General features: G+C 49.8%; 21 protein-coding genes and 1 pseudogene. 1 reads left to right on the top strand and 21 read right to left on the bottom strand.

Translation table 11 applies throughout. The features are described from left to right. Positions 1 to 88: 88 nt before the first annotated feature. The 10 genes from EXW96_RS03155 to EXW96_RS03115 all read right to left on the bottom strand — a co-directional run bounded on the left by EXW96_RS03155 (position 89) and on the right by EXW96_RS03115 (position 9782). Entirely contained in the window at positions 89 to 1240 is a 1152-nt protein-coding gene (locus EXW96_RS03155; protein WP_174349853.1) for an alpha-hydroxy-acid oxidizing protein, read from the bottom strand. Positions 1241 to 1470: 230 nt separating this feature from the next. Next, positions 1471 to 2175, bottom strand: a complete 705-nt coding sequence (locus tag EXW96_RS27210; protein ID WP_254611194.1) for an MFS transporter — start codon at positions 2173 to 2175, stop codon at positions 1471 to 1473. A gap of 26 nt (positions 2176 to 2201) precedes the next feature. Beyond that, a complete protein-coding gene (locus EXW96_RS27205) occupies positions 2202 to 2957 on the bottom strand; it encodes an MFS transporter (RefSeq protein WP_309224999.1) in 756 nt (251 codons plus the stop codon). A 164-nt stretch (positions 2958 to 3121) separates the two neighbouring features. After that, positions 3122 to 4078: an alpha/beta hydrolase gene (locus EXW96_RS03145; RefSeq protein WP_174349852.1), complete on the bottom strand. Its 957-nt coding sequence runs from the start codon at positions 4076 to 4078 to the stop codon at positions 3122 to 3124. 190 nt (positions 4079 to 4268) lie between these two features. Next, the gene (locus tag EXW96_RS03140) at positions 4269 to 5051 is read right to left on the bottom strand and encodes a glycosyltransferase family 2 protein (RefSeq protein WP_174349851.1); all 783 of its coding nucleotides are present in this window, start codon (positions 5049 to 5051) and stop codon (positions 4269 to 4271) included. A 19-nt stretch (positions 5052 to 5070) separates the two neighbouring features. Further along, complete coding sequence (locus EXW96_RS03135; protein WP_174349850.1) at positions 5071 to 5856, bottom strand: glycosyltransferase family 2 protein; 786 nt, start codon at positions 5854 to 5856, stop codon at positions 5071 to 5073. Beyond that, positions 5853 to 6635, bottom strand: coding sequence for a glycosyltransferase family 2 protein (locus EXW96_RS03130; RefSeq protein ID WP_309224998.1), 783 nt, complete (start codon positions 6633 to 6635; stop codon positions 5853 to 5855). The genes EXW96_RS03135 and EXW96_RS03130 overlap by 4 nt, the downstream gene beginning before the upstream one ends. Before the next feature lie 30 nt (positions 6636 to 6665). Then, positions 6666 to 7736: a glycosyltransferase gene (locus tag EXW96_RS03125; RefSeq protein ID WP_174349849.1), complete on the bottom strand. Its 1071-nt coding sequence runs from the start codon at positions 7734 to 7736 to the stop codon at positions 6666 to 6668. Positions 7737 to 7777: 41 nt separating this feature from the next. Next, positions 7778 to 8785 (bottom strand): glycosyltransferase family 4 protein, encoded by a 1008-nt coding sequence (locus tag EXW96_RS03120; protein ID WP_174349848.1) that lies wholly within the window; start codon positions 8783 to 8785, stop codon positions 7778 to 7780. Positions 8786 to 9224: 439 nt separating this feature from the next. After that, the gene (locus EXW96_RS03115) at positions 9225 to 9782 is read right to left on the bottom strand and encodes a nitroreductase family protein (protein ID WP_174349847.1); all 558 of its coding nucleotides are present in this window, start codon (positions 9780 to 9782) and stop codon (positions 9225 to 9227) included. A 125-nt stretch (positions 9783 to 9907) separates the two neighbouring features. Here EXW96_RS03115 and EXW96_RS03110 point away from each other — a divergent pair, with 125 nt between their 5' ends. Next, positions 9908 to 10270, top strand: a complete 363-nt coding sequence (locus EXW96_RS03110) for a DUF423 domain-containing protein (RefSeq protein ID WP_054817221.1) — start codon at positions 9908 to 9910, stop codon at positions 10268 to 10270. A gap of 79 nt (positions 10271 to 10349) precedes the next feature. Here the strand turns inward: EXW96_RS03110 and EXW96_RS03105 are convergent, their stop codons facing one another. From EXW96_RS03105 to EXW96_RS03055, 11 genes and pseudogenes are all read right to left on the bottom strand, one after another. Beyond that, positions 10350 to 10637, bottom strand: a complete 288-nt coding sequence (locus tag EXW96_RS03105) for a hypothetical protein (protein WP_062408226.1) — start codon at positions 10635 to 10637, stop codon at positions 10350 to 10352. 87 nt (positions 10638 to 10724) lie between these two features. Beyond that, positions 10725 to 11488: pseudogene (locus EXW96_RS03100) on the bottom strand (MerR family transcriptional regulator). Positions 11489 to 11662: 174 nt separating this feature from the next. Then, the gene (locus EXW96_RS03095) at positions 11663 to 11890 is read right to left on the bottom strand and encodes a group-specific protein (protein WP_074728237.1); all 228 of its coding nucleotides are present in this window, start codon (positions 11888 to 11890) and stop codon (positions 11663 to 11665) included. A 191-nt stretch (positions 11891 to 12081) separates the two neighbouring features. After that, positions 12082 to 13317: an MFS transporter gene (locus EXW96_RS03090; protein WP_174349846.1), complete on the bottom strand. Its 1236-nt coding sequence runs from the start codon at positions 13315 to 13317 to the stop codon at positions 12082 to 12084. A 247-nt stretch (positions 13318 to 13564) separates the two neighbouring features. Beyond that, positions 13565 to 14989, bottom strand: coding sequence for an FAD-binding oxidoreductase (locus tag EXW96_RS03085; RefSeq protein WP_174349845.1), 1425 nt, complete (start codon positions 14987 to 14989; stop codon positions 13565 to 13567). After that, the gene (locus EXW96_RS03080) at positions 14986 to 16308 is read right to left on the bottom strand and encodes a (Fe-S)-binding protein (protein ID WP_174349844.1); all 1323 of its coding nucleotides are present in this window, start codon (positions 16306 to 16308) and stop codon (positions 14986 to 14988) included. Before EXW96_RS03080 ends, EXW96_RS03085 begins: the two co-directional genes overlap by 4 nt. Next, positions 16292 to 17587: an FAD-binding oxidoreductase gene (locus EXW96_RS03075; RefSeq protein ID WP_174349843.1), complete on the bottom strand. Its 1296-nt coding sequence runs from the start codon at positions 17585 to 17587 to the stop codon at positions 16292 to 16294. The genes EXW96_RS03080 and EXW96_RS03075 overlap by 17 nt, the downstream gene beginning before the upstream one ends. A gap of 312 nt (positions 17588 to 17899) precedes the next feature. After that, positions 17900 to 18703, bottom strand: a complete 804-nt coding sequence (locus tag EXW96_RS03070; protein WP_062408215.1) for an inositol monophosphatase family protein — start codon at positions 18701 to 18703, stop codon at positions 17900 to 17902. Positions 18704 to 18729: 26 nt separating this feature from the next. Beyond that, on the bottom strand, positions 18730 to 19503 hold the full coding sequence (locus EXW96_RS03065) for an SDR family NAD(P)-dependent oxidoreductase (protein WP_174349842.1): 774 nt from the start codon (positions 19501 to 19503) through the stop codon (positions 18730 to 18732). Positions 19504 to 19736: 233 nt separating this feature from the next. After that, complete coding sequence (gene tcuA / locus EXW96_RS03060; RefSeq protein ID WP_174349841.1) at positions 19737 to 21251, bottom strand: FAD-dependent tricarballylate dehydrogenase TcuA; 1515 nt, start codon at positions 21249 to 21251, stop codon at positions 19737 to 19739. Between the two features lie 150 nt (positions 21252 to 21401). Continuing rightward, positions 21402 to 22460 (bottom strand): Bug family tripartite tricarboxylate transporter substrate binding protein, encoded by a 1059-nt coding sequence (locus tag EXW96_RS03055; protein ID WP_174349840.1) that lies wholly within the window; start codon positions 22458 to 22460, stop codon positions 21402 to 21404. Between the last annotated feature and the right edge of the window lie 35 nt (positions 22461 to 22495).

Raw genomic sequence — 22495 nt, 5'->3', positions numbered from 1 at the left:
GCAGTCCAAGACCTGAAAACAAAGTCTCGGACTGCTTGATGTGAAGGACTCCATCCTCCATTGCGATGAGGCCCCGCGACAATCTTTTTTACACACGGACAAGGATGCTTGGATTCAAGTCAGCAACGGTATTGCTTCCTGAAAGAGCCATCGCCACATCCAGTTCGCCTAACAAGGTATCCAGTACGCTTGCAACGCCTTGTTCCCCCGCGACAGCCAAGCCCAGCATAAACGGACGCCCGATCATGACCGCATTGGCCCCTAAAGCCATCGCTTTGACAACGTCCGAGCCCGTGCGAACGCCGCTATCCAGAAGTACGGGAAGCCGCCCGTTCACCGCTTCCGCAATCCCGGGCAGTGCGTCCAATGCGGAGACAGCCCCGTCGAGCTGGCGCCCGCCGTGATTGGACACAACGATGCCGTCTGCTCCATGCTCCAAGGCAAGCTTCGCATCCTCCGGATGAAGTATGCCTTTTAACAAAATCGGCAGGCTGGTATGCTCGCGTAAAAAAGCAATGTCGCCCCAGCTCAATGCCGGATGGTAGATCCCACGGATAATTTCTTCTACTGCATTCTCCGGGGTGACTTCCGTCAAACGAGAGCGGAACACAGGGTCCTGAATATAGTTGGCCAGCCCCTTCCCTTCCCGAAGCGGAGAATACCCGTTGCGTAAATCACGGCGTTTCCATCCTTGCATGATGGTATCTACCGTCAGTACAATCGCAGAATAACCCGCTGCTTCCGCCCGCCTTACCATGCTTGCGGACACTTCGCGGTCGTTGGACCAGTAGAGCTGGAACCAGCGGGGAGCATCTCCCATCGTTTGTGCGATCTGCTCCAACGAATAAGAGGAAACGGTGCTGACCACAAAAGGAATTCCAGCCGCCGCTGCAGCTCTGGCCGTCGCAAGCTCGCCATCCGGATGAGCAATGGCCTGCATGCCGACCGGCGCCAATAGAACCGGAGTACGCAGCTGTTGGCCAAAGAGCGTGATGTGAGCCGAACGATGGGTGACATCCCTCAACATCCGCGGGACAATCGCCCACCGGGAAAACGCTTTAATGTTGGCTGCCAACGTCTCTTCCACACCCGACCCGCCGATGATATAATCAAATGGACCGTCAGGCAGAATCTCTCTTGCCTTCAATGCCCAATCTTCAAACGAGACCGGAAGTGATTTCGTATTTTTGTCCACTCTTGTGAACAGATAAGTTTCTTTATTGTCCTTTGCTACTGCCACAACGCACTCTTCCCTTCCCCTGGTTAGCGAATACCGCTATCCCAAACTAGCTGTTTAAATTCATGCAGCATCGTAGATTATTCTACAAATAACCCTTAAATCCTGCAAAGTGAATCCATCCGACGTGAACTTCGATGGATGCCCTTGGTTGGGTCCAGCCTATCCCGCAGCAAAAAAACAGAGCAGCCGCTCTGTTTTAAGGTATTTCGATCCGATTGAATCCGCATGCCCTAGTGTGCAGACACTCGCTTGCCTTCCGTATCCCCTTCCGGCGACGCGGCTCGTTTAAGAAAAAATGATATTGTCCAAGCGATGGCGACCAGCCCAAATGCAAGCAAGAACGCGCTTTTCATTCCGGCCATCATGGCTGGAATTTGCAGTCCGGCCGCTTCTTTCGCAGCCGCCGCACGTTCCAGAAAGCGTTCGGAGCTATTGGTCATCACGGTGACCAGCAGTGCGGTACCGATCGCGCCCGCCACCTGCTGAAGCGTGCTGATAATGGCCGTACCGTGAGGATATAGCGGGGGCGGAAGCTCGTTCAAAGCGTTGGTCATGACCGGCATCATTAACATCGAGATCCCCAGCATCAACAGCGTGTTCCATACCATGATCATGCTGTATGAGGTGGACAAGGTGATAAAGGCAAACTGCCACAGCGAATGGCCTATCAGCGCCAATCCGATGACCGCAAGCCACTTGGCGCCGAATTTATCAAATAACCGGCCCGTAATCGGCGACATCATCCCCATGACAATACCTCCGGGCAGCATAACCAGACCTGCCTTCAACGGACTGTAGGCCAACGCGTTCTGCAAAAAAATCGGCAGCAGCAGCATGGCGGAGAACATCGCCATCATAACGATGATCATAATCAGAGTCGACATCCTGAATATGCTGTATTTAAATGTTCTTAGATCCAGCAAGGGCTCTGACATCGTCAATTGCCTCCATATAAACAGGCCTAAAGAAACGATCCCGGTGGCAATGGGAATAAGGACCCCGTTGCTTGACCACCCCCGTGTCCTTCACCGGCACTGCTGAAGCCGTACACAATCCCCCCGAATCCTACGGTTGAAAGAAGAAGCGACACCGCGTCAATCTTCGGCTTTGACGTCTCCGTCACATTTTTAAGCTTCAAAAATGCAAAAACAATGACAAACAGAGCGACCGGCAAAACGCTGTAAAAGAGAACCCGCCAGCTGAAATGCTCGACAATGATACCGGATAAAGTGGGGCCGATCGCGGGAGCAAATGTGATCACAATGCCGATCATCCCCATGGCCGAGCCTCTTTTTTCAATAGACACCGTGGCGAATACCACATTGGTCAATAAAGGAAAAAGCACCCCGGTTCCCGCGGCTTGAAGCACCCTTCCGATGAAAAGCAGGGCGAACCCCGGTGCGATAGCCGCTACGAATGTACCTGCTGTAAACACGCACATGGCTGAAAGGAACAAGCTTCTTGTTGTAAACCGCTGAATCAAAAAAGCGGTGACCGGTATGAGCATACCGATTACCAACAGATAACCGGTTGTCAACCATTGCGCGGAGCCAGGCGAAATCGCGAGGTCTCCCATGATTTTGGACAAAGCTACACTTAGGAGCGTTTCATTCAATATGGCTGCGAACACGCCAAGGATCATAACCATGACCACTAAAAAGTTGCTTTTGCTCCCAAATGTCCCTCCGTCAGCATTTGATTCGTACTGATTTTCCACAGTCTTTCTCCTCTCATGTCTAATGCCGCCGACTGAACTCTTTATACGTCAGGATTGATTTTATATCTTCTCTATTCTAACATGCAGCAGGGGTCGAGGCTTCTTACCGATTGCTCTATCCCCCTTTCAAACCAGTCCCTTTACCAATGTATGCATGAATGGAATTACATTTCCGTTTTGACAGCATCAGTCGCGTTCACGCGGGCTTCAAGCCATTGCAGCAAATCCCCGGTCACTTCATCGCGATTCGTTTCGTTCAGCATCTCATGCCTCCCTCCGGAATAGAGCCTGTAGGTTACATCGTGCACCCCTTGTCTTTGAAGCTCGTATACAAGCCATAAGAACGATTTTCCCATACCGCCTACCGGATCCTTATCCCCGGCAAACAAGTAAACCGGCAGCGATTTCGGAATGCGCCCCAGTCGATCGGAACGGTAGGCCTCCAACAAACCTTTGGTCATATACATAATGAACTCGTTCGTGATCCCTGCATTGCACAGGGGGTCTTTCATATAGGCATCAACCTCCGCTTCGTCCCGGCTTAACCAGTCGTACCTGGTGCGGTTCGGACGAAAAAACAAGTTGTACTGACCTGTTACCAGCCAGTTCAACAACCGGCTGCAGTGCTTTTCTCCTTGCAGGGTTGAGAACAGCTTGCCAAGCAGGAAGCCAAGACTGTGCAGCAAGGTTTGCCGCCCTTTCGTCCCGGATAATATCATCCCGTCCGCTTTATGGGGATAACGCTCCATGTACAATAACGTCAAAAACGACCCCATACTGTGCCCCAACACGAAAACAGGGACCCCGGGGTATTCGGAGCGGATGCGATCCGTCAGCAGGGCCAGCGCCTCCACCATCCTGTCGAATCCGGCATGGCCAATATGCGTAATCCGCTCGGACGTCCCCGCCGTCAAACCGTGCCCGCGATGATCATTCGCATAAACGGCAAAGCCCGATTGCGTCAGCTGCACCGCCAGCCGTTCGTATCGCTGTGCTCTTTCCGCCAGGCCATGGGCAATTTGCAGAACGGCCTTTACCGGCGTCCCTTCCTCCGGAAGCCAACGGTGAACCGTAATCGACACACCTTCCGCATCATGGAATGTGAAGATGTCACTGATCATCAAGACGCCTCCTTTTTTTGATTATAACTTAAATCGGATTGCGAATATAGAAAAAGCCCACATCAACCTCTGACGTATCCCCCTTGGAACGGACATTGAAAAACGCTTCATGCCGCTAAATGGCTAAGGGCTCACTTCAAAACGCCATAAGGTTTTGTGGGCTGTATGATATCGATTGGTTGGCGTTGTTCTAAACCAACTTTTTGAGTACAATCCTGCCGGCTGCATTCATCTCCCATACGGGCCTGTATTCATTACCCCAGCTGATCAACATTTTCTCATAAAACATTTTCCTCAGATGATTATAAATCTTGATCTTGCTTGCCGATTTATTCAGATCATACCTGACATTGTGCAAAAACTTCGGTACATGCACCCATTCAAATTTCCCAACCAGCCGCAGGATCATCCGGGCATCCTCATAATATCGGCCCTTCCAAGGGTCATCGGGATCGTCTGTAATCCATCCGCCCACTTTGCGTACACAAGAAACCCTGTAGCACCTTGGATTTAACATATATCCCAGATTTAGGAGAAAGTCGTATTTGGAGTTAAAAGAAGGCTGTATCACTTGATCCCATAGCACGGATTGTTTGTGTTCATTGATGCTCCACAAACGATGATTTCCATAGGAAAAAGCAGCACCCGGCCGATGTTCCAAAGCTTCGATTAATGATATGGCCGCATTCGGTTCCAACCAGTCATCCCCGTCCAGCTGGATCATATAAGAAGTGCGTACCTTTGCCAGAGCGGCATTGAGGACAACGGAAATCCCCGAATTTTGCTTCATCCTGACCACCTGAATCCGTTTATCGTTGGCGTAGCGGTTGATCACAGTCATGGAATTATCAGAGGAAGCATCGTCATATATTAGAATGTCGGCAGGGGGATGAGTCTGGTTGATCGCACTTGTAATCGCATGCTGCAATTGATTCTCCATATTATAAACCGGAATTACAATGGTATAGTCCATTTTAGAGCTCATCCTTTCTTTATTTGTTCGGAACCAGGTCAACTAAAATATAAGCGTCCCCATCCTTTTTCCAAATCGCCCGATACTCATTTCCCCATTCTCTTAACATCTGATTGTACAAATCATAGCGGTATTTCCATCTCATCGGACGGCTAGTTTCAAAAGCTCTTATATTTTGGGCATACTTGCGTCTATGGTATAAAAACTGGTTAAGCCATACCATCGGATACTTGGCGGACAATCTCAATAAGATTTGGACGTCTTCCGAGTAGATATCCTCTTTTTTCTGCGACAACCATCCTCCGATATCCCGCACGGCTTGAGTCAGGTAAAATCTCGGCAGCAGGGTATGATTCATATGTTTTAATAAATCGTAACGGTCTGTATACTGCCTGAGCACAATAGGTTCCTGTTTTATGACCTTACCGGCCTCGTTTTCCCAATATACAATATTGTTTGCATAGATTAATCCTGCATGGGCAAAAGCTCCCACAGCAGCGACCATTTGCCCGAGCGCTGCCTGATCCAGCCAATCATCCGCGTCAAGTTGAATAAAATGAGAAGTTTCAATCAGGGTCAGGGCATAGTTTAGCGCATGCGCCTGGCCCAGATTTCTTTTCAGCGTTATGCATTTAATCCGTCGGTCCTTCAAATAAGGCTCAATCTTAGCCAACGAATGATCGGTGGAAGCGTCGTTGATGATGATCAATGTCCAGTCCGAATGGGTTTGATGCAGTACGCTTTGAATCGCCCGATCTATAAATTTTTCTTTATTGTACAATGTAATTACCACGGTAACCTTCATATTGCGGATCCCCCCTTCCTCTTCGGAACAAGCCTTACGGATTGCCACAGATGTTCGGGTCCGACATAATCCGCCGTATAAAGATCGCCCCACCGAATAAGCGCTCGATCCGTGTACAGTTTTCGAAGACGATTATACACATGGGCGTTGCTGTCCAAACTTAAATTCGAATGATGGTAGCGGAAATGGTATAAGGGACGGTCTACATAAGCGAATGTAAACCGGTCAAGCAACCGCAAGAGCATTCTTCGATCCTCCATCATCCGGCCTTGGGTAGGATCATCCACCTCCCACCCTCCAACCTGTCGCACGCATGCCGTGCGATAAAATCGCGGCTGCACCATCGGATCGTAAGCGGCAAAATCATAGCGGTCCCGAAACGGACGGTGGCGAACCAGTTTATGGTAATAGTCCACACCGCCGATTTGATGCCAATGGATGGTATTGGCATAGGCCAAGGCTACCGAGTCCGGCTCCTTCTCCATCCGGTGAATAAGGCGTTCGAGCGTATCGGGAGCGATCCAGTCGTCTCCGTCAACCTGAATGAAATATTTCGTATTCACCATAGACAACGCCTGGTTCAAAATGTGGCCTATTCCCCGATTTACTTTGTTTTGAACAAGTTTGGCCCGGGGTGTGGTCAAAAGGGATTTTACCAATTCGGGCGTCCGGTCCGTCGAAGCATCGTCGATGACGAGCAAGCGCCATTGGGTATACGATTGCTGATAAATGGAAAGAAGCGTTTGTTGAATAAAGCTGGCTTTATTGAATGTCGGCACGATGATCGTTACCAGATCGTTAATAGGTCATCACGTCCCCGGACCGGTTCCCGGACCCGTTCCCGGTCCCGTGTTGGGGGCTGTCCCTGGACCGGTGTTGGGGGCTGTTCCCGGTCCCGTGTTGGGACCCGTGCCGAGTCCGGTGTTGGAGGCTGTTCCCGAAACGGTGTTGGGGCCTGTGCCGAAACCGGTATTTGGTTTTGTACTGGCGGTGGCGGATGTGGGATGAGTTGATTGATTTTGGACCTGGAGAACCGGACTGGGGAGTACGTTGGCTGCAGTTTTTTTCACAGGTGATTTTGTTTTCTTAGGAATTGTTTCTTGTTCAATGAGTCGATCCAACTTGGTCCATCCTGCTCCGTAAGTTAAAAAAACGGGTTTATACCGGCTTCCCCACCTGCGTAAAGCATCATTTACGGCCCATTTTGTCATTTCCGAATAGACCGCAGTCTGATTCGTCTGGTTATTGTTGTGCCGGCGGCAATTGTACAGCATGTGATCGACCCAGTGAAAACGGAAATGCTCAATCAACCGGTACAATACACGCTTGTCCTCCAAATGTCTGCCTTCATAAGGATCATCCGTCGGCCAGCCGCCGATATGCCGCAAGCACGAGGTGCGATAAAACCGCGGCCATAAAGAAAGGTTGGCCAGCAAAAAATCATATCGGTCCTGAAACGACCTGCCCTTCATTACGTCATTGGCTATGCGATTTCCGTACGCATCCTCAAATACGATGTTGATATTGCCACTTACGACGGCCACATCAGCAGGTTGTTTTTCCGCTTCTCTCACCAGCACTTCGAGCGTATGCGGATAGAACCAATCGTCACTGTCCAATTGGACGGTATACGGTGTATCCACTAATTTCAGGCCTTCATTCAGGCTTTTGGATTGACCGAGATTTCTGGGGTTGCGTATTAAGGTTATGCGCTTATCTGTTACATAGGATTGAATTTGGGAGAAATATTCCTGCGTCGAACCATCGTCTATCAAAATGAGCTTCCAGTTCTCATACGTCTGCATCAATACGCTTTCGACAGCTTCCTTCAAATATTTTCCCGGGTTGTAGAATGGAATCAATACCGTAACTTTACTCATGAATCGGACCTCCTTAAATGTTATAACTTAAAATGAACCGCTTATTGCTGAAAGTCTCTGCATTTGTACATAAAATCAAACCAGTGCGAAGCTATAATTTTGGGATTGGACTTCCGGCTTTCCGCAATAGCGTCTTTAACCAGCTTTTTATAGCGGCGGGAGTCGAGCAATACCTCTTCCAAAGCGGCCGCAAAGCGCTCCAGCGACTCCTGCGTCCACACAACCCACTCCGGTTCGACCGGTTCCCATTTCATATGTTTCAATAAAATTTGGCTTCCGGCCACCTCCGGCAGCGCACCTACATCGCACCCGATAACGGGTACTCCGCAAGCCATCGCCTCCTTGACGTGCGTTGCGCCGGTCTCCCATTTGCTGCCGCATATTAGCAGATGCCATTGACTGATCATATCCCTCATCTGGTGGTGAGGAACCTGCTCGTAGATGGTGAGGTTTTTGAGCGGGACCGGCAGCCAAAGATGGCGATACGCCGGGGGTTTGGCATGAATCATCTGAAATTGAATATCCGGGAATCTCCGGGCAAGATAGGGAATGACTTCCACTCCTTTGGTAGACCGGCTCGGGTAGTCATAACCGATCCAGCCAACAGTAAATCGCTTGTTTTTCTTCCCCGGCTTAAAAAGCCCGTGATCGACCATATTGGGGATAATGTTGATCAAGTCATCCGGATAATCCGTCCAGCTTTTCAAAAGCTGGTTTTTCTGATATTGCGAATAGACGACAATCGGAACGTGCTGCGTTGCTTTTTTTTGGGGATTGATGTTGGGTCCCAGGCTCCAGTTGCGGGTCTCCTGCTCCATTTGCCAGGAATTAAAATAATAATGATTCCACCAGCCGGACTCATCCTTGGGAACGATCCGGAATTTGTCTGAATGATACATCGGTTTTTGTCCGGCAAATGGGGAAAATCCGATTTCCAAATCCTTCGGGCACAATTGCGATAACCATTTTGCTCTCATATTTGCTTCAAGAGTGGGTCCTGTAGCAAACGGTAGTTGAAAATAGTCCAAAATAAACCGGAATCTAAACAAAATACGGCCTCCTTTCAAGTACTGACGTTTAACCTGGATGCAGGCGGTAATATTCAAGTACTTTCGGATTATTCCCGATAATATAGCACTCTTTCTAGCTGCGAAAATAGTTTCTCACCAGTCCCTTGATTCTTTGAAATAACATCCCGACCCTCCTTTCAATAATAGCTATTGACTATTACTATATTCACTTCAGTTTTGATATGTATAGACAGATCAATTAGTAATCTATAAAAATGAACTCTCGCAAATAAATCCCCCCTTCTTTCAGACTTTCCATCGATTTCCAGGAATGATAGTTGCCGCGGAGTCGAGAAACTCATATTGAAAAAAAGACTGTTGAGCCCTGCTCAACAGTCGAACCCGCGTTAACACGCGGGCCGGAGTGAAAATTTGGGATAAATTCGGAAGAGTGCCGAACCGGGGTTGCCTGACCGTCTTACAACCAGGTAGTTTTGTCTTCGATTGCCGTCCGCTTGGTTTCCGGACTGTCTGCGGTCGGATAGCCCACAAAGACGGAGCCGACAATTTTGCGATTCTCGGGTGATCCGATCAGCTTATGTAATCGTTCGTCTCTGGCAAGGCCGATTCCTCTTGTCCGCCACACCAGTCCCAGCCCAAGCTCCTGTGCAGCAAGCCACATGGAATGAATGGCACATGCAACGGCGTATTCGTTATCCTCCGAGGACGCCTCATCACCAGGAATGATATCCGAGGTGACTACAATGACAAGCGGCGTTGATTCCAGCACGGCGATCGATTCCTTGACCAAATGAGGCTTTGTCGGGAATCGTTCTTCCAGAAATTCGCGGGCAATTTGCTCATATCGCGTCTTGGCTTCCCCACGGATCACATAAAAATGCCACGGCTCGCGCAAACGATCATTGGGCGCCCAAACAGCCGCTTCCAGCAGCCTGGTGATTTTCTCGGTTTCGACTTCTTTCGGCTCATAGTTTCTTACTGCTCTGCGGCTTTTTAATATGTTCATTACAGACATGTTTCATTTCTCCTTTTTACTAGGGTTCATAGGGTTTAACCGGCAAATCCGGACTCCTCTAGCGGACGGGCGGATTTGACGAAATAGCCTCCGGTTCGGTACTATCTTGTATGGAGGCGTTGTTCATGAAGACGTTAATTATGCTCGGAAGCTTGAATATGTTCATCGCGGTTGCTTTAGGCGCTTTTGGGGCGCATGCCTTAAAGAAAAGGTTGTCCGAAGACATGATGAAGGTGTACCAGACGGGAATCCAATACCATATCGCCCATGCGCTCGGTCTGCTTTTGCTCGGACCGATCTCGGAAAGCGTAGAGAATTCTTCTCTCGTCATCATGGCCGGTTATGTCCTGTTCGCCGGGATATTTCTGTTCTCCGGCAGCCTGTATGCTTTAAGTTTATCCGGCGTTAGAAAGCTGGGTGCGATAACACCGCTTGGAGGGCTTGCCTTCTTGGCGGGTTGGATCATTCTAATGATTGCCGTAGCATAAGTAGCATAAGCATATGCTGCGAAGCGGAAAGCGCAAATCCCCGGAGAACCCGGGGGATTTTTGCATTTTCCGGAGGGCTTCAGGAACTGGACTCCAGCTGCTTGAAAGCCTCGACAAATTCAGAAGGATCTGCTTTGACCATGTAGGAATAAACGCCCTGCTTAGTATGCAAATACAAAATCCCTTCCGTACCGCCCAACTTTCGATAAGATATATCAAATACTTCATGAATGGGAAATTCCCGATAGTGTGTCACAACTTTGTCTTCATACAAATACATCCACCGCTCTTGCGCTTCCGTTATTTGTGAGATGCCTGTCATCTGCCTTTGAACCTTATAATAGAGCTGTTTGGCAATCCAGTTCATCATTTCCCCCCTTCGACAGATTGTATTCGGAATCTAAAGTTTACCATACCGCAGTCGAATGTGGTATAACCCTCTGGGGCAGCCGCCTTATTTCTTAAAGCCTGTATAAATGTGAATGGCGTCTCTCAAAAATTTTGCCGTACCTGGTTGTTTTTCATCATAATAAGCCCTAAACCTCTCGTCATCCACATACATCCGGGCAAGGGACGCATGCGCTTCTTTACTGTACTCGCTCCAATAATATGTCAACCACTGTTTATGCAAATCAGCCGCTTTTTGCGCCAGCTCGCCGGCAGGATCGCCTTGTTTATAAGCCTCGGCTAACACTGCAGTCACTTCATTGGCCAGACGCATTGCTTCTTCATACTCTTCTTGTGTCATATTTTTAAGCATTTCATTGGATTGGTTTACGGAATCTTCTCCATATTTTCACGAATTTCTTTACCGTACTTTTTTTCATTCTCATCAATCATCGATTGTTTAAAGCCTTCGAACTTTTCTTTATCGGTCATGATCATTCTCCCTTCGGTTGAGGCAATGGTTTTTTCAACATTAGCGATCAACAGATCCAACTGCTTTCTTTTGTCAAGGAGCTTTTCACGATGTTCTTTTAGTGCTTTAGCTCTGTTAAAGGAAGGGGCGGTCATGATTTCTTTAATTTGTTCCAAACCGAACCCCAATGCTCTGTAAAACAAAATCTGCTGCAGTCTGTCAACTTCCGCCTGACCATAGATCCGGTACCCTGATGAGTTGATTCTTGCCGGCTTAAGGATGCCGATTTCATCATAATAGCGAAGCGCTCTGGTGCTGATCCCTGCCAATTGTCCAAGCTTTTGCACGGTATATTCCATCTGTTCACCCCCTGACATAAATAACGGTAAACCTTTACGCAGCGTCAAAGTCAACCCTTTTTTTAGATCACAGGCGGACCCGATCACACTTTAGCATAGCATTGCATTAATGTTCTAAATAAACCTGCAGCATGAATAAAAAACGAGAGCCTATGCTGCGCTCTCGTTCTTTTCTTAGCCCGTAAGCTGTTTTAATTTTACGTTTCTCTCTTCCCGCTCTTCTTTAGACGCAAGATCATATTTTTTCAGCAGGTGAAATAGTTCGTTTAAGGTTTGCTGCGAATGTTCTCTCAGCAAAAACTGCTGCAGATCCGCAGTTAAGGATTCGGGTAAAAACTCTTTTTGGCTTTCGAGCTTTTGTGCCACATCTTCATGAGAATGATCAATACTGCATTTTCCCATTGAAATCACCTCTCGTCATCATTAATTTACGGCATATGGAAAAAGTCCTTCTGATAAGTAATACTACAGCGATCCTGTCAAGAGCACAATCCCTATTTCCAAGAGCCGTCATGTGCGGGGATCGCGACCTCTTCACAATGAAGCATAAAGAGCCCCCAATGTTATGTAAGCTTATAGCGACAACCGTTTCATTAGGCCATGCGAACATCGGTGTCTTGATCCGGATCTGTTCCTTTGGTTTCTTTACCTAAGAACAGTACGACTAATGCTCCGATGACAATCGAAACAAAAAACACCATAAATATAAAGGTCATCGGAAGCCCTCGCGCCAATAGCATACCTACAAGGAATGGGCCGATGATGCCTCCGATCCGGCCGAAGGAGGAGGCAAGTCCGACACCGGTAGAGCGAACCGAGGTCGGGTACAATTCCGGCGTGTAGGCATAGAGTCCTCCCCACGCGCCAAGATTAAAGAAGGAAAGACAAATTCCGGCCGCCATCAGCATGCCTTCCGTTTCGGCGCTGCCGAACCATGCGGCGCTTGCTGCCGTCAGCAGCAAATAGGCAACAAGCACAAACTTGCGGCCTAAAGTTTCAATAAAGTAAGCGGCGGTAAAGTATCCCGGCAGCTGTGCGAGGGTCATGATCAAGACGTATTGAAAGCTCTTCACCAGCTCGAAGCCCTTCATGACCATAACCGTCGGAAGCCACAGAAACATGCCGTAATAGGAAAATACCACGGTGAACCACACAATCCAGAGTGTGACGGTTGACCTGCGGTGTTTGGGCGACCATACGGATGCCGCCCGTTCCATAAACGAGAGCTTCCGGCTCCGCTGCCCGATATAGCGGGGAGAATCCTGAATAGCCCGTCTGAGGTACAAAGCATACAAAGCCGGTAATGCACCGATAATAAAGGCCGTCCTCCAGCCGTAATGCGGAATGACAAAATAGGCAATCAGCGCCGCGACGATCCAACCGCCCGCCCAGAAGCTTTCGAGAAGCACAACCGCACGGCCTCTCTCATGAGCTGGTACGGACTCGGAAACGAGCGTCGAGGCAACCGGAAGCTCGCCCCCAAGACCGAATCCGGTCACAAAACGCAGGACACATAAAACGGCAAAGCTGGTGGCCAAAGCGGACAACCCGCTGGCTGCAGAGAAAATAAGAAGCGTCCAAATCAAAATGGACCGGCGTCCATAACGGTCCGCAAGAGAACCCGCAACGGCCGCTCCTACAGCCATTCCGATCGAATTCAGGGCCGTTAGCAGTCCAATCTGCTGTGCGGCCAGATTCCATTCGACAGCCAATGCAGCCACGATAAACGAGATGATTCCCACGTCCATCGCATCGAACAGCCAGCTTAGACCGGCGCTGAACAGCAATTTGCGTTGTTTCGGATCTCGAAGTAAGGCTGTGTTTTTCATGTTCAAGCTTCCTTTTCCCTTGGTTTAATCGTGCATCGGCATCTTCCAATTCTTTTATTATTTCCATAGATTAGGACTTCAAACGCAGACGCCTTTCAGAATCACTTTAAACCGATGGAAGCCAAAACGTCAATCACCCTTCATATAAAAAAAAGCCGTTCTCATGTTTAAAGCGGGCGCTTGCCTCAGCACCCGCTTTAAATAGAGTAAACTCGTCAACCAGAAGCGTCGGACGTCTCGCTCAGCTTCAATGCGTATGCGCCGCTCTCTTCACTTCTACGCAGCGCGAAGGCTTGGGGAACAGCTTATCCGGATTGCACAGATTATGGGGATTGAACACCCGCATGATCTCCACTTGGGCATCGATCTCTTCTTGCGTGAAGATTTTGGGCATGTCATTCTGCTTCTCGATTCCTACCCCATGCTCGCCTGTTATGGTGCCTCCCACGTCGGCGCACACTTGCAGCACTTCCGAGCCGACCTTCACGGCCAGCTCCGTTTCTCCCGGGTTGGCTGAATTAAACAAAATAAGCGGGTGCAGGTTTCCATCTCCGGCGTGGAATACATTGGCGATACGCAGCCCGGATCTCCTGCTGATATCCGAAATCCGCCGCAGCACTTCTGGCAGCCGGCTGCGGGGAATGACCCCGTCCTGCACCATGTAATCCGGGGAGATTTTCCCCATCGCTCCAAATGCCGTTTTGCGGTTGGCCCACCAAAGCGTTCTTTCCTTGTCCGATTGCGCCACCCGCACTTCACGGACGTGATATTGCCTGCAAATGTCGACAATCTGCTCCGCCATCGCTTCCATACCGGCGGTAAGGCCATCCAATTCAATCAGGAGCACGGCCGCCAGATCCTTCGGGTAGCCGACAGGGTAATTTCCCGCTTCCACCCCTTCAATGGCGACGCGGTCCATCATTTCGAGCGCTCCGGGGATGATACCGCTTGCAATGACAGCGGAGACCGTCTGGCTCGCATCGTCCACCGAATCATACAGGGCAACCACGGTTTTGACGCCCTGCGGCTTCTTGAGAATCCGGACGACGATCTTGGTGACAATGCCCATTGTGCCTTCCGAGCCTACGATTAAGCCCGTGAGATCATAGCCGGGCATGTCGGGTACTGCGCCGCCTAACGTTACAATTTCACCGTCGGGCATGACCATTTCAACACCGAGGACATGGTTGCTGGTGACCCCGTATTTCAGACAATGCGGCCCGCCGGCATTCTCCCCTACGTTTCCGCCAATCGTACAGGACATGCCGCTTGAGGGATCCGGAGCATAATAATAGCCTTCATGCGCTATGGCATTCGTCAGCTTCAAATTGACATGTCCCGGCTCCACCACCGCCGTCCGGTTCTTGAAATCCACGCTCAACAGCCGGTTCATCTTAACGAGGCTGATCAATACCTCGCCGTTTATGGGCGTAGCCCCTCCGGAGAGCCCTGTTCCGGCACCGCGGGGAATAAACGGAATCCCGTTATCGTGAAGCAATTTCACTACGGCAGCAACCTGTTGGGTATTATTAGGAAAAACGACGGCCCGCGGACGGGAGCGAACAATCGTAAATCCGTCACATTCATAAGCAATAAGATCATCCGGTTTATGGATCACTTCCTTGGGACCTACGATTCTCTGCAGTTCGGCAACCAATTGTTCCTGGTTCATGTTCCCGTCCTCTTTTCCGCCTCATATGCCCGATCCATAAGGGTAATCGTATGCACAACTTCCTGATCCATGGCCTTCCGGTGAACACCTACGGACATCTGCATCATACAGCCCGGGTTGCCCATGACAAGGCACGCGGCCTCCGGAGGGACATTGGCCATTTTTTTCTCCAGGATAGGTTCAGCCATGTCTGGATGGGTCAGGTTGTAAATCCCCGCAGACCCGCAGCACACATCGGAATCCCGCATTTCGATCAGCTCCACTCCCGGAATAGAACGCAGCAGCTGGCGCGGTTGGGTTCGAACCTTTTGGGCATGGGCGAGATGGCATGCGTCATGATAGGTAACCTTTGCGTCTATTTTACCCTTTGGTGGTTCAAAACCGACCTCTACCAGAAATTCGGCGATGTCCCGGACTTTGCTTACAAACTGCCCGGCTTTGCTGGCATACTCCTGATCGCTGTGCATCAATTCTTCATACTCTTTCAACATCGCGCCGCAGCCGGCCGCATTAATAATGATATAATCCACTCCGGCTTTCAGGAAAGCGTCGATGTTCTGCTTAGCCATCATCTTGGCCGTAGGCCGTTCCCCCGCGTGTACCTGAAGGGCTCCGCAGCAGGTCTGGTCCTGGGGGACCATGACATCAAATCCGTTGCGCGCCAGCACACGAGCCGTGGCCAGATTAATATCGGAATAAAGGACATCCATCACACAGCCGAGGATCAGCCCGACGGTGCCCCGTTTGACTCCGACCGCCGGAAGAAGCGCAGGAAGCGCTTCCCGTGAAGTGCGGGCGGACACCTCCGGCATGACCCTTTCCATGTCCTGCAAATGCTTGGGGAACAGCTTGATGGCTCCGGTACCGCGGACCAGCTTCCGCATTCCGGATTTTTGATAAAATCGGGTCAGCTTGCCCAAGGCTTTCAATCGGCCGGGTTTCGGGAATATGCCCTTCAGAAAAACGCCGCTCACCATCCCTTTCAAGCCTGTCAGAGGCTCAGCCTGGCGGATTTGGCCCCGTGCCTCCTCGATCAAGATCCCCACCTGCACCCCCGATGGACACGCCGTTTCGCAAGCCCGGCAATCCAGACAGCGAAATACAGGATCGATAAAAGATTCATTGATCGCCATGCGCCCCTCGGAGACCGCTTTAATTAAATCCACGCGTCCTCTGGGTGATTGCGCCTCATTGCCTGTTTCCAGATAAGTGGGGCATGCCTGCAAGCACAACCCGCAATGTACACACACGGAATATTTATCTGCACCGGGCGGATCCGGCCACTTGAAATGGTTGTTCACGCTACAGCCCTCCTGCATACCGTCCCGGACTTAGAATGCAAGCCGGATCGACGGTTTGTTTGATGCCTTTCATGATCGAAAATCCGTTTTGGATCGTACCCCATACTCCAATTTCCTTTTTAAGCGGGGCCTCCCCGTATTCCACGACCAGGTAGCCCCCTCGCTCTTCCGACAGCTCTCTTAACCGCAGTGCAGTCTCAACCAACGCAGAAGGAACCGTTGAACGAAGGCGGATGCGGAGCGTTCCGACACCCAGACTTGCGGCATATTCCATTGAAACGTTCCGTGCAGACGCCTCCTTCTCGAACAAAGAGAGCCGGTCCGTCATGTCCGGGATCGGACAAGCCGCTCTTAACAGCAAAGAATCGGGCTCCAGCCCCTTCCATCGGGTCCGGTATTGAAGCTCATATGGCTCTACCGGTTCATTCATGAGACGGGTAAATTCAACGGCAGCTCCCAGGGTGCCGGCAAGAGCGCGAATCCGCTCCGCCTGATAACTGGCAGCGCTTCCCACTTCATCACAGCCGATCGCGAGCTCATACCCTCCTGCCGCAGAATTGGATGACAGCTCCAGCCGGCTTGGAATACATTCCGAAGCGAGCACCAAAGCGGCAAGTTCAGTCAGCTCTTTCAGACGCTCACTTTGTGCTATGAGTATCTCCTTGTGCTTCGGATAGGGGCGTACCCTCAAGGTAATTTCACTGATGAAGCCTAAAGATCCATATGAGCCGACAAACAATTTGTTCATGTCATAACCCGCGACATTCTTCACCACCTTGCCGCCCGTGCGAATCACGTTTCCGTTCGGGTATACCACTCGGAGACCAAGCACATTGTCCCTCCAGGATCCGTATAATATTCTTTCCGGACCGCTCGCGGCCGTCGCCACGAGCCCTCCAACCGTTGAATCATCTGCGGTAGGCGGCTGGATGGGAATGAATTGGCTGTGCTCTCTAAGATAAGTCTGAATTTCGGAATAAGGAGTCCCTGCCCGTACGGTGATCGTAAGATCCCCCGCCGAATGCTCCACAATCCCTGTAAGCTGCCTGGAGGATAGCAAAAAATCCACTCTCCGCGGATTCTCTCCAATGTGCAGCTGGTTCCCGCTGCCCATGGGAATCACGGCAAGCCCCCTGCCGCTGGCGTGGAGCAAAATCCCGGCTGCCTCGTCTTCACTACAGGGCTCAGCAACCGGGATGTCCGCATTCTCCGGCTGTCCCAGACTCTTGATCATTTGATCCGTACACTTGGTCAACCTGCACGATTCTATCAACTGCTGTACATCGAAATTCGTCATCCGATCCCTCACCTTTGCATAAACTGGTTCTTTTGCTTGGATAAGTCAAAGTAAAGCGGCCGGGACAAACCAAAGCGGCCTCGGCCCTTTTCTATTGACCATGAATCACACCAATCATGTTTACTATATTCTATGGTTCACAAGAGCAAAAAAGACCCATAACAGGCGTCCTTGAAGCGATCGGATCATAGCCATGCCGATGAGCCTTACTTTGTAAATGGGGGTAAGCGATACCGGTTTGTGAAAAAAATACAAACAAAAGACAGTCAAATACCGACTGTCCATTTGTCTTTTTAAGTTTTGATTCGACCCTTATTGTACGTTCTGCTTTAAGCAGCTGATCATGGCAGGATGCACCTTCCCGTTGCTGCAGATGATATGTTGAACAGACAGGCCAAACTCGCCTCCTCCGATGTCGGTCACCATGCCGCCGGCCTCCCTCACAAGCACGACACCTCCAGCCAAATCCCAGGCATTTAAGCCGTACTGCCAGAATGCCCCGAGTCTGCCGCAGGCCACATAAGCCATATGTAAAGCGGCCGAGCCAAGCACCCGAATTCCCCGGAATTGCTTGCCGAAGGAGGCTAAGCTAGGAATATTCAGCTCCCTGTACGCCGGCATAAACCCGGTGGCGATTACGCATTCAGCGGCATGTTCCGCTGCCGATACCTTTATCGGATTACCGTTAAGATAGGCCCCTTTGCCTTGTTCTGCCCAGAACAATTCATCCCGGCTTGGATCATATACGACACCGAGTACAAGCTCCCCTTTGCAAGCCAGCCCAATGGAAACTGTAAACCCCGGAATCCCATGTACAAAATTTGTCGTTCCGTCGATCGGATCTACAATCCATAAGAATGGAACGTCAACCGCCGCTTCAAGAACTTCGTGCAGAGGACGGGAGGAATGGTAGGTCTCTTCTTCGCCAAGAAAAGCGTGATCGGGATAGGCCTCCAATATAGAAGCACGGATCAGCTGCTCCGCTTTTTTATCAAATTCGGTCACCACATCAAAGCTTGAGCTTTTCTCTTCTGCGGCCAGTTCACCTCCCGCTCGGGAACGAATCATTCTGCCTGCTTCTTTTGCCGCCTTGCAAGCGATTTCTAAATAACTCATGTCTGCTTCTCTCCCATTCTGATTGTTTATATTAGAGATCTTGCTCCATCAATATAAATTTCTGTACCGGAGATATAAGCCGCTTGCTCCGAAGCCAGAAAGGTAACCAGATCAGCAATTTGAACGGCATGGCCTATGCCAAAAGGGTATTTACCCTCAGGGTACTCCACGGGGATAATGACTTTCGAAAGCTCGTCTGATCGAACCAAATGATCATTCAAACCGGTCTCAACAGCACCCGGGCTAATGACATTCACACGAATTTTGTAGCGTGCCAATTCCAATGCGGCCGTTTTGGCGAAAGCCGTCAATGCGGCCTTGGAAGTGGAATAGACCGACATCCCGTAGCTGTTAAAAATACGGTTGCCGTGTATGGAGCTCGTTACAATAATGCATCCCCCATTGTCTTTCATGAAGGGGATCGCGTATTTCACTGTCAAAAAAGCTCCCTTTACATTGACCGTCATAATTCGATCCCATTCTTCCTCGGGCATATCTTCTATCGGAGTAAGCAGACCTACAACGCCGGCATTGGAAAACAAAATGTCAAGTTGTTTTCCCCACTGCTGAAATTGATGGAACGCCGACTTCATGCTGACACGGTCTGTAACATCAGCCGTTACGGTGATCACATTGCATTTTAACCTTTCCAGCTCTTCTTTTACCTGGTTCAATCCCTCTTCCTGAATATCAACCAGACAAACGTTAGCTCCATGACGGGCTAATTGGATAGCCGATGCACGACCGATACCTGAAGCAGCTCCAGTGACGAAGGCTGTTTTTCCATGGAGTGATGTCACCGATGATTCCCCCCTAAATCATCCATTTATTGATCCTTCGGCTTTCCGCCGCATGTACGCCGGACTACCAATGAAACCGGAAGCGTGATCTCACATCCAAGCCCCCTATATCCGTAGAATTTTAGCACTATTTGGCACTTTCGTCCACATATGAATAAGCCCTAGAACTCTCCTGCTTGGGAGATTCAAGGGCTGATAACGAAAGTGACAAGCTGTTGTTCAAACGATTGTTTTTATTGACTTGCCGCTGATTGCGTTTTCTCTCTTACATAGCGGCTAGCGGAGGCTCCGGCTGCTTTACCAAAAACGGCGCCTGACATTAATCCTGATCCTCCGGGATAATTTTCATAGAATAATCCGCCCACCATTTCACCTGCGGCATAGAGACCCGGAATAGGCGTACCCTCTTTGCCGAGAACTTCTCCATGCGTATTCACATGGATACCGCCAAAGGTAAACGTAATCCCGCAAGTAACCGGATAAGCATAGAAGGGTCCTTCTTCCAGCCGCAGCGCCCAGTTCGATTTAGGCGGTGTAATTCCGGCCGTACCTTTCCCATCTTTCACGGTAGGATTGTAGGCGCCTTCCTGCACAGCTTGATTGAACTCCCGGATCGTTTGTAAGAATTGCGTCTTATCTACCTCAAGCATGTCCGCTAATTCTTCGATCGTGTCCGCTTTTACAAACGTGGCTTCCTCGATCAGATACTCCTTGCGGAGCAGAGGATACACCTGGGCATCGAAAATTTGATAAGCCATGCCGCCCGGCTGCTTTAAAACTTCCCGTCCATATTTGGCGTACGTATAATTCCGGAAATCGGCACCCTCGTCGACAAATCTCTTTCCCTCTTTGTTGATCAGGAGGCCAAGCGGAAAAGAGGACTTTTTGTAAATGTCCCCCGGCTTGGAAAAATCGCCTACCTCCGGTGCTTTGCAGTCTGTTCCGATGGAATGGCATCCAGCCCAATCGCCGTAAGGCTGTGCTCCGATATCCAACGCCATCATAAGCCCATCCCCGGTGTTATACTCGGTACCTCTTACAATCGCAGCGTTCCATTCGGAACCAAGATGCCTGGCGCGCATTGTTTTATTCGCCTCAAAACCGCCGCAAGCCAAAATAACGCTTCCCGTACGTACGGTCACGACCCCGTCCGGCTGTTCAATTTGAATCGCCGTAATTTGATTGTTTTCCTCCACCAGCTTGACGGCTCGAGACTGATACCAGATATCAATTCCCAGTTCTTCTGCACGTTTATTCAATTGTTCAATGAGCCCGACCCCTTTATTTTGCGTTTTAAGAGGAAGGTTGCCCCAGAAGGTCAGTATCCCATCCTTCTCAAAGGATTGGTTCTCATTGAGCTCAAAGATCACTCCATTGCGCTGCATCCATTTGACCACCTGAGTGGATTGTCCCGTCATGTATTTCGCTAATTGAGGATCGCTTTTGCCGCCGGTTACCCTCATCAGATCATTGTAAAAATCTTCTGCATGATAGATAGGGATCTGAATTCTAGCGGCTTCTTCATCCGTCATTTCCGGGATAATTTCCCGGATATCATCCAGATTTTGAAAGGCAGTCCTTATAGCGCCGTCCGTAAAAAAGGAATTTCCGCCGCGCTTATGCTGCGGCCCTCTTTCCAGGATTAAGACATTGGCGCCTTCCTCTTTAGCGGATATCCCGGCACAGAGTGCCGCATTGCCTGCACCTACAACAACCACATCATACTGTAAAGGATATTCATTCGACATGATTCCTACCTCCGGGGACTTTTTTGGGGTAAAGATGTGCAAGGTGATAATCACCTTGTTAATAGTCTATATCAATCGTCATCATAAATATAATATTCATATTTTATGAAATGTAATAAGTTTTATTTATACTTTTATGGCGAATAGGCATTATTTTTCCATACCTATCGCTGTTAATAACTCCTTAATTTGCGCTTCCTGTTTTTCCAGGAATGCTTTAAAATCAGCCGGGTTCTTATAATCGCCCTCCCAATTGTTGGCTTTAAGCTCTCTTTGCCAAGCTTCCGATTGGACCATCTCTTTGAGCTTCGCTTCCCAATAGTCAAAGGCGTCCTTATCCATCTCCTTGGGACCGAACACGCCTCTCCATATGTTAAATTCAGCATCTACCCCCTGCTCTTTCATTGTCGGTGCGTCCTTCAACTCTCCGCCTAAACGGGACGGCGAGGCTACCGCCAACACCCGGATTTTACCCGCTTTCAGGTAATCCCCCAGACTGGAAGCGTCCGTACTAAGCACATCCGCATGGCCGCCCAATAGAGCCGTCATCGATTCACCCGTGCCATCGTAAGAAACGTACTTGATTTTCTTCGCATCGATGCCGCTTTTCAATGCGGGAAGCACAGACACCATATGGTACATGGACCCCGGAGCGGAACCTCCTGCAAACGTGACTTGGGATGGATCAGCCTTTAACACATCGATCAGCGATTTCAAATCCTTGAATTTGGAATCGGCGTTCACCACGATCGCCCCGTAGTCTTTAATCAACTGCGCCAGAGGCGTCGTATCCCTGTAACCGAAAGGACTATTTCCTTCTTTCTTCAGATGATTGAGCAGGATTGGAGGCGAGCTGATAAAAAGCTTGTAATTGTTCTTTTTATCCTTCGTCGCATAGTCCGCCAAAAACACAACTCCGCCACCGCCCGGCTTGTTCTCCACCGTCATGGACTTGCTGATTAATTTGGTTTCGGTTAATACTTTGGCCGTCACCCTTGCCGTTCTGTCCCAACCGCCTCCCGGTCCGGAAGGAGCAATCATGGTTATCGGCTTATCGGGATAGCTGGATGCTTTGCTCGCCTGTACCGGTCCCGAATGTACAATCTGCACTTTCGGTTCCGATGAATTGCCGCATGCGGCTAAACCAAGAGTAAGCAATCCCGACAGCATGACCTTCCAAACCTTATTTGACAGCGCTTTCAATAACATTGTAAGAATACCCTCCTTACATCATTTTTTTTGTG

The sequence above is a fragment of the Paenibacillus sp. JMULE4 genome (genome assembly GCF_013337105.1).
In the GTDB taxonomy this organism is placed as follows: domain Bacteria; phylum Bacillota; class Bacilli; order Paenibacillales; family NBRC-103111; genus Paenibacillus_G; species Paenibacillus_G naphthalenovorans.
Note: the sequence above shows the minus strand (reverse complement) of the source record. Positions and strands in the feature narration are given on the sequence as shown.

Coding starts and splice junctions, on each gene's coding strand:
- EXW96_RS27210 (WP_254611194.1), bottom strand. CDS start 2,175: ATGTCAGAGCCCTTGCTGGATCTAAGAACATTTAAATACAGCATATTC.
- EXW96_RS03145 (WP_174349852.1), bottom strand. CDS start 4,078: ATGATCAGTGACATCTTCACATTCCATGATGCGGAAGGTGTGTCGATT.
- EXW96_RS03140 (WP_174349851.1), bottom strand. CDS start 5,051: ATGGACTATACCATTGTAATTCCGGTTTATAATATGGAGAATCAATTG.
- EXW96_RS03135 (WP_174349850.1), bottom strand. CDS start 5,856: ATGAAGGTTACCGTGGTAATTACATTGTACAATAAAGAAAAATTTATA.
- EXW96_RS03125 (WP_174349849.1), bottom strand. CDS start 7,736: ATGAGTAAAGTTACGGTATTGATTCCATTCTACAACCCGGGAAAATAT.
- EXW96_RS03115 (WP_174349847.1), bottom strand. CDS start 9,782: ATGTCTGTAATGAACATATTAAAAAGCCGCAGAGCAGTAAGAAACTAT.
- EXW96_RS03110 (WP_054817221.1), top strand. CDS start 9,908: ATGAAGACGTTAATTATGCTCGGAAGCTTGAATATGTTCATCGCGGTT.
- EXW96_RS03105 (WP_062408226.1), bottom strand. CDS start 10,637: ATGAACTGGATTGCCAAACAGCTCTATTATAAGGTTCAAAGGCAGATG.
- EXW96_RS03095 (WP_074728237.1), bottom strand. CDS start 11,890: ATGGGAAAATGCAGTATTGATCATTCTCATGAAGATGTGGCACAAAAG.
- EXW96_RS03090 (WP_174349846.1), bottom strand. CDS start 13,317: ATGAAAAACACAGCCTTACTTCGAGATCCGAAACAACGCAAATTGCTG.
- EXW96_RS03085 (WP_174349845.1), bottom strand. CDS start 14,989: ATGAACCAGGAACAATTGGTTGCCGAACTGCAGAGAATCGTAGGTCCC.
- EXW96_RS03080 (WP_174349844.1), bottom strand. CDS start 16,308: ATGCAGGAGGGCTGTAGCGTGAACAACCATTTCAAGTGGCCGGATCCG.
- EXW96_RS03075 (WP_174349843.1), bottom strand. CDS start 17,587: ATGACGAATTTCGATGTACAGCAGTTGATAGAATCGTGCAGGTTGACC.
- EXW96_RS03070 (WP_062408215.1), bottom strand. CDS start 18,703: ATGAGTTATTTAGAAATCGCTTGCAAGGCGGCAAAAGAAGCAGGCAGA.
- tcuA (WP_174349841.1), bottom strand. CDS start 21,251: ATGTCGAATGAATATCCTTTACAGTATGATGTGGTTGTTGTAGGTGCA.
- EXW96_RS03055 (WP_174349840.1), bottom strand. CDS start 22,460: ATGTTATTGAAAGCGCTGTCAAATAAGGTTTGGAAGGTCATGCTGTCG.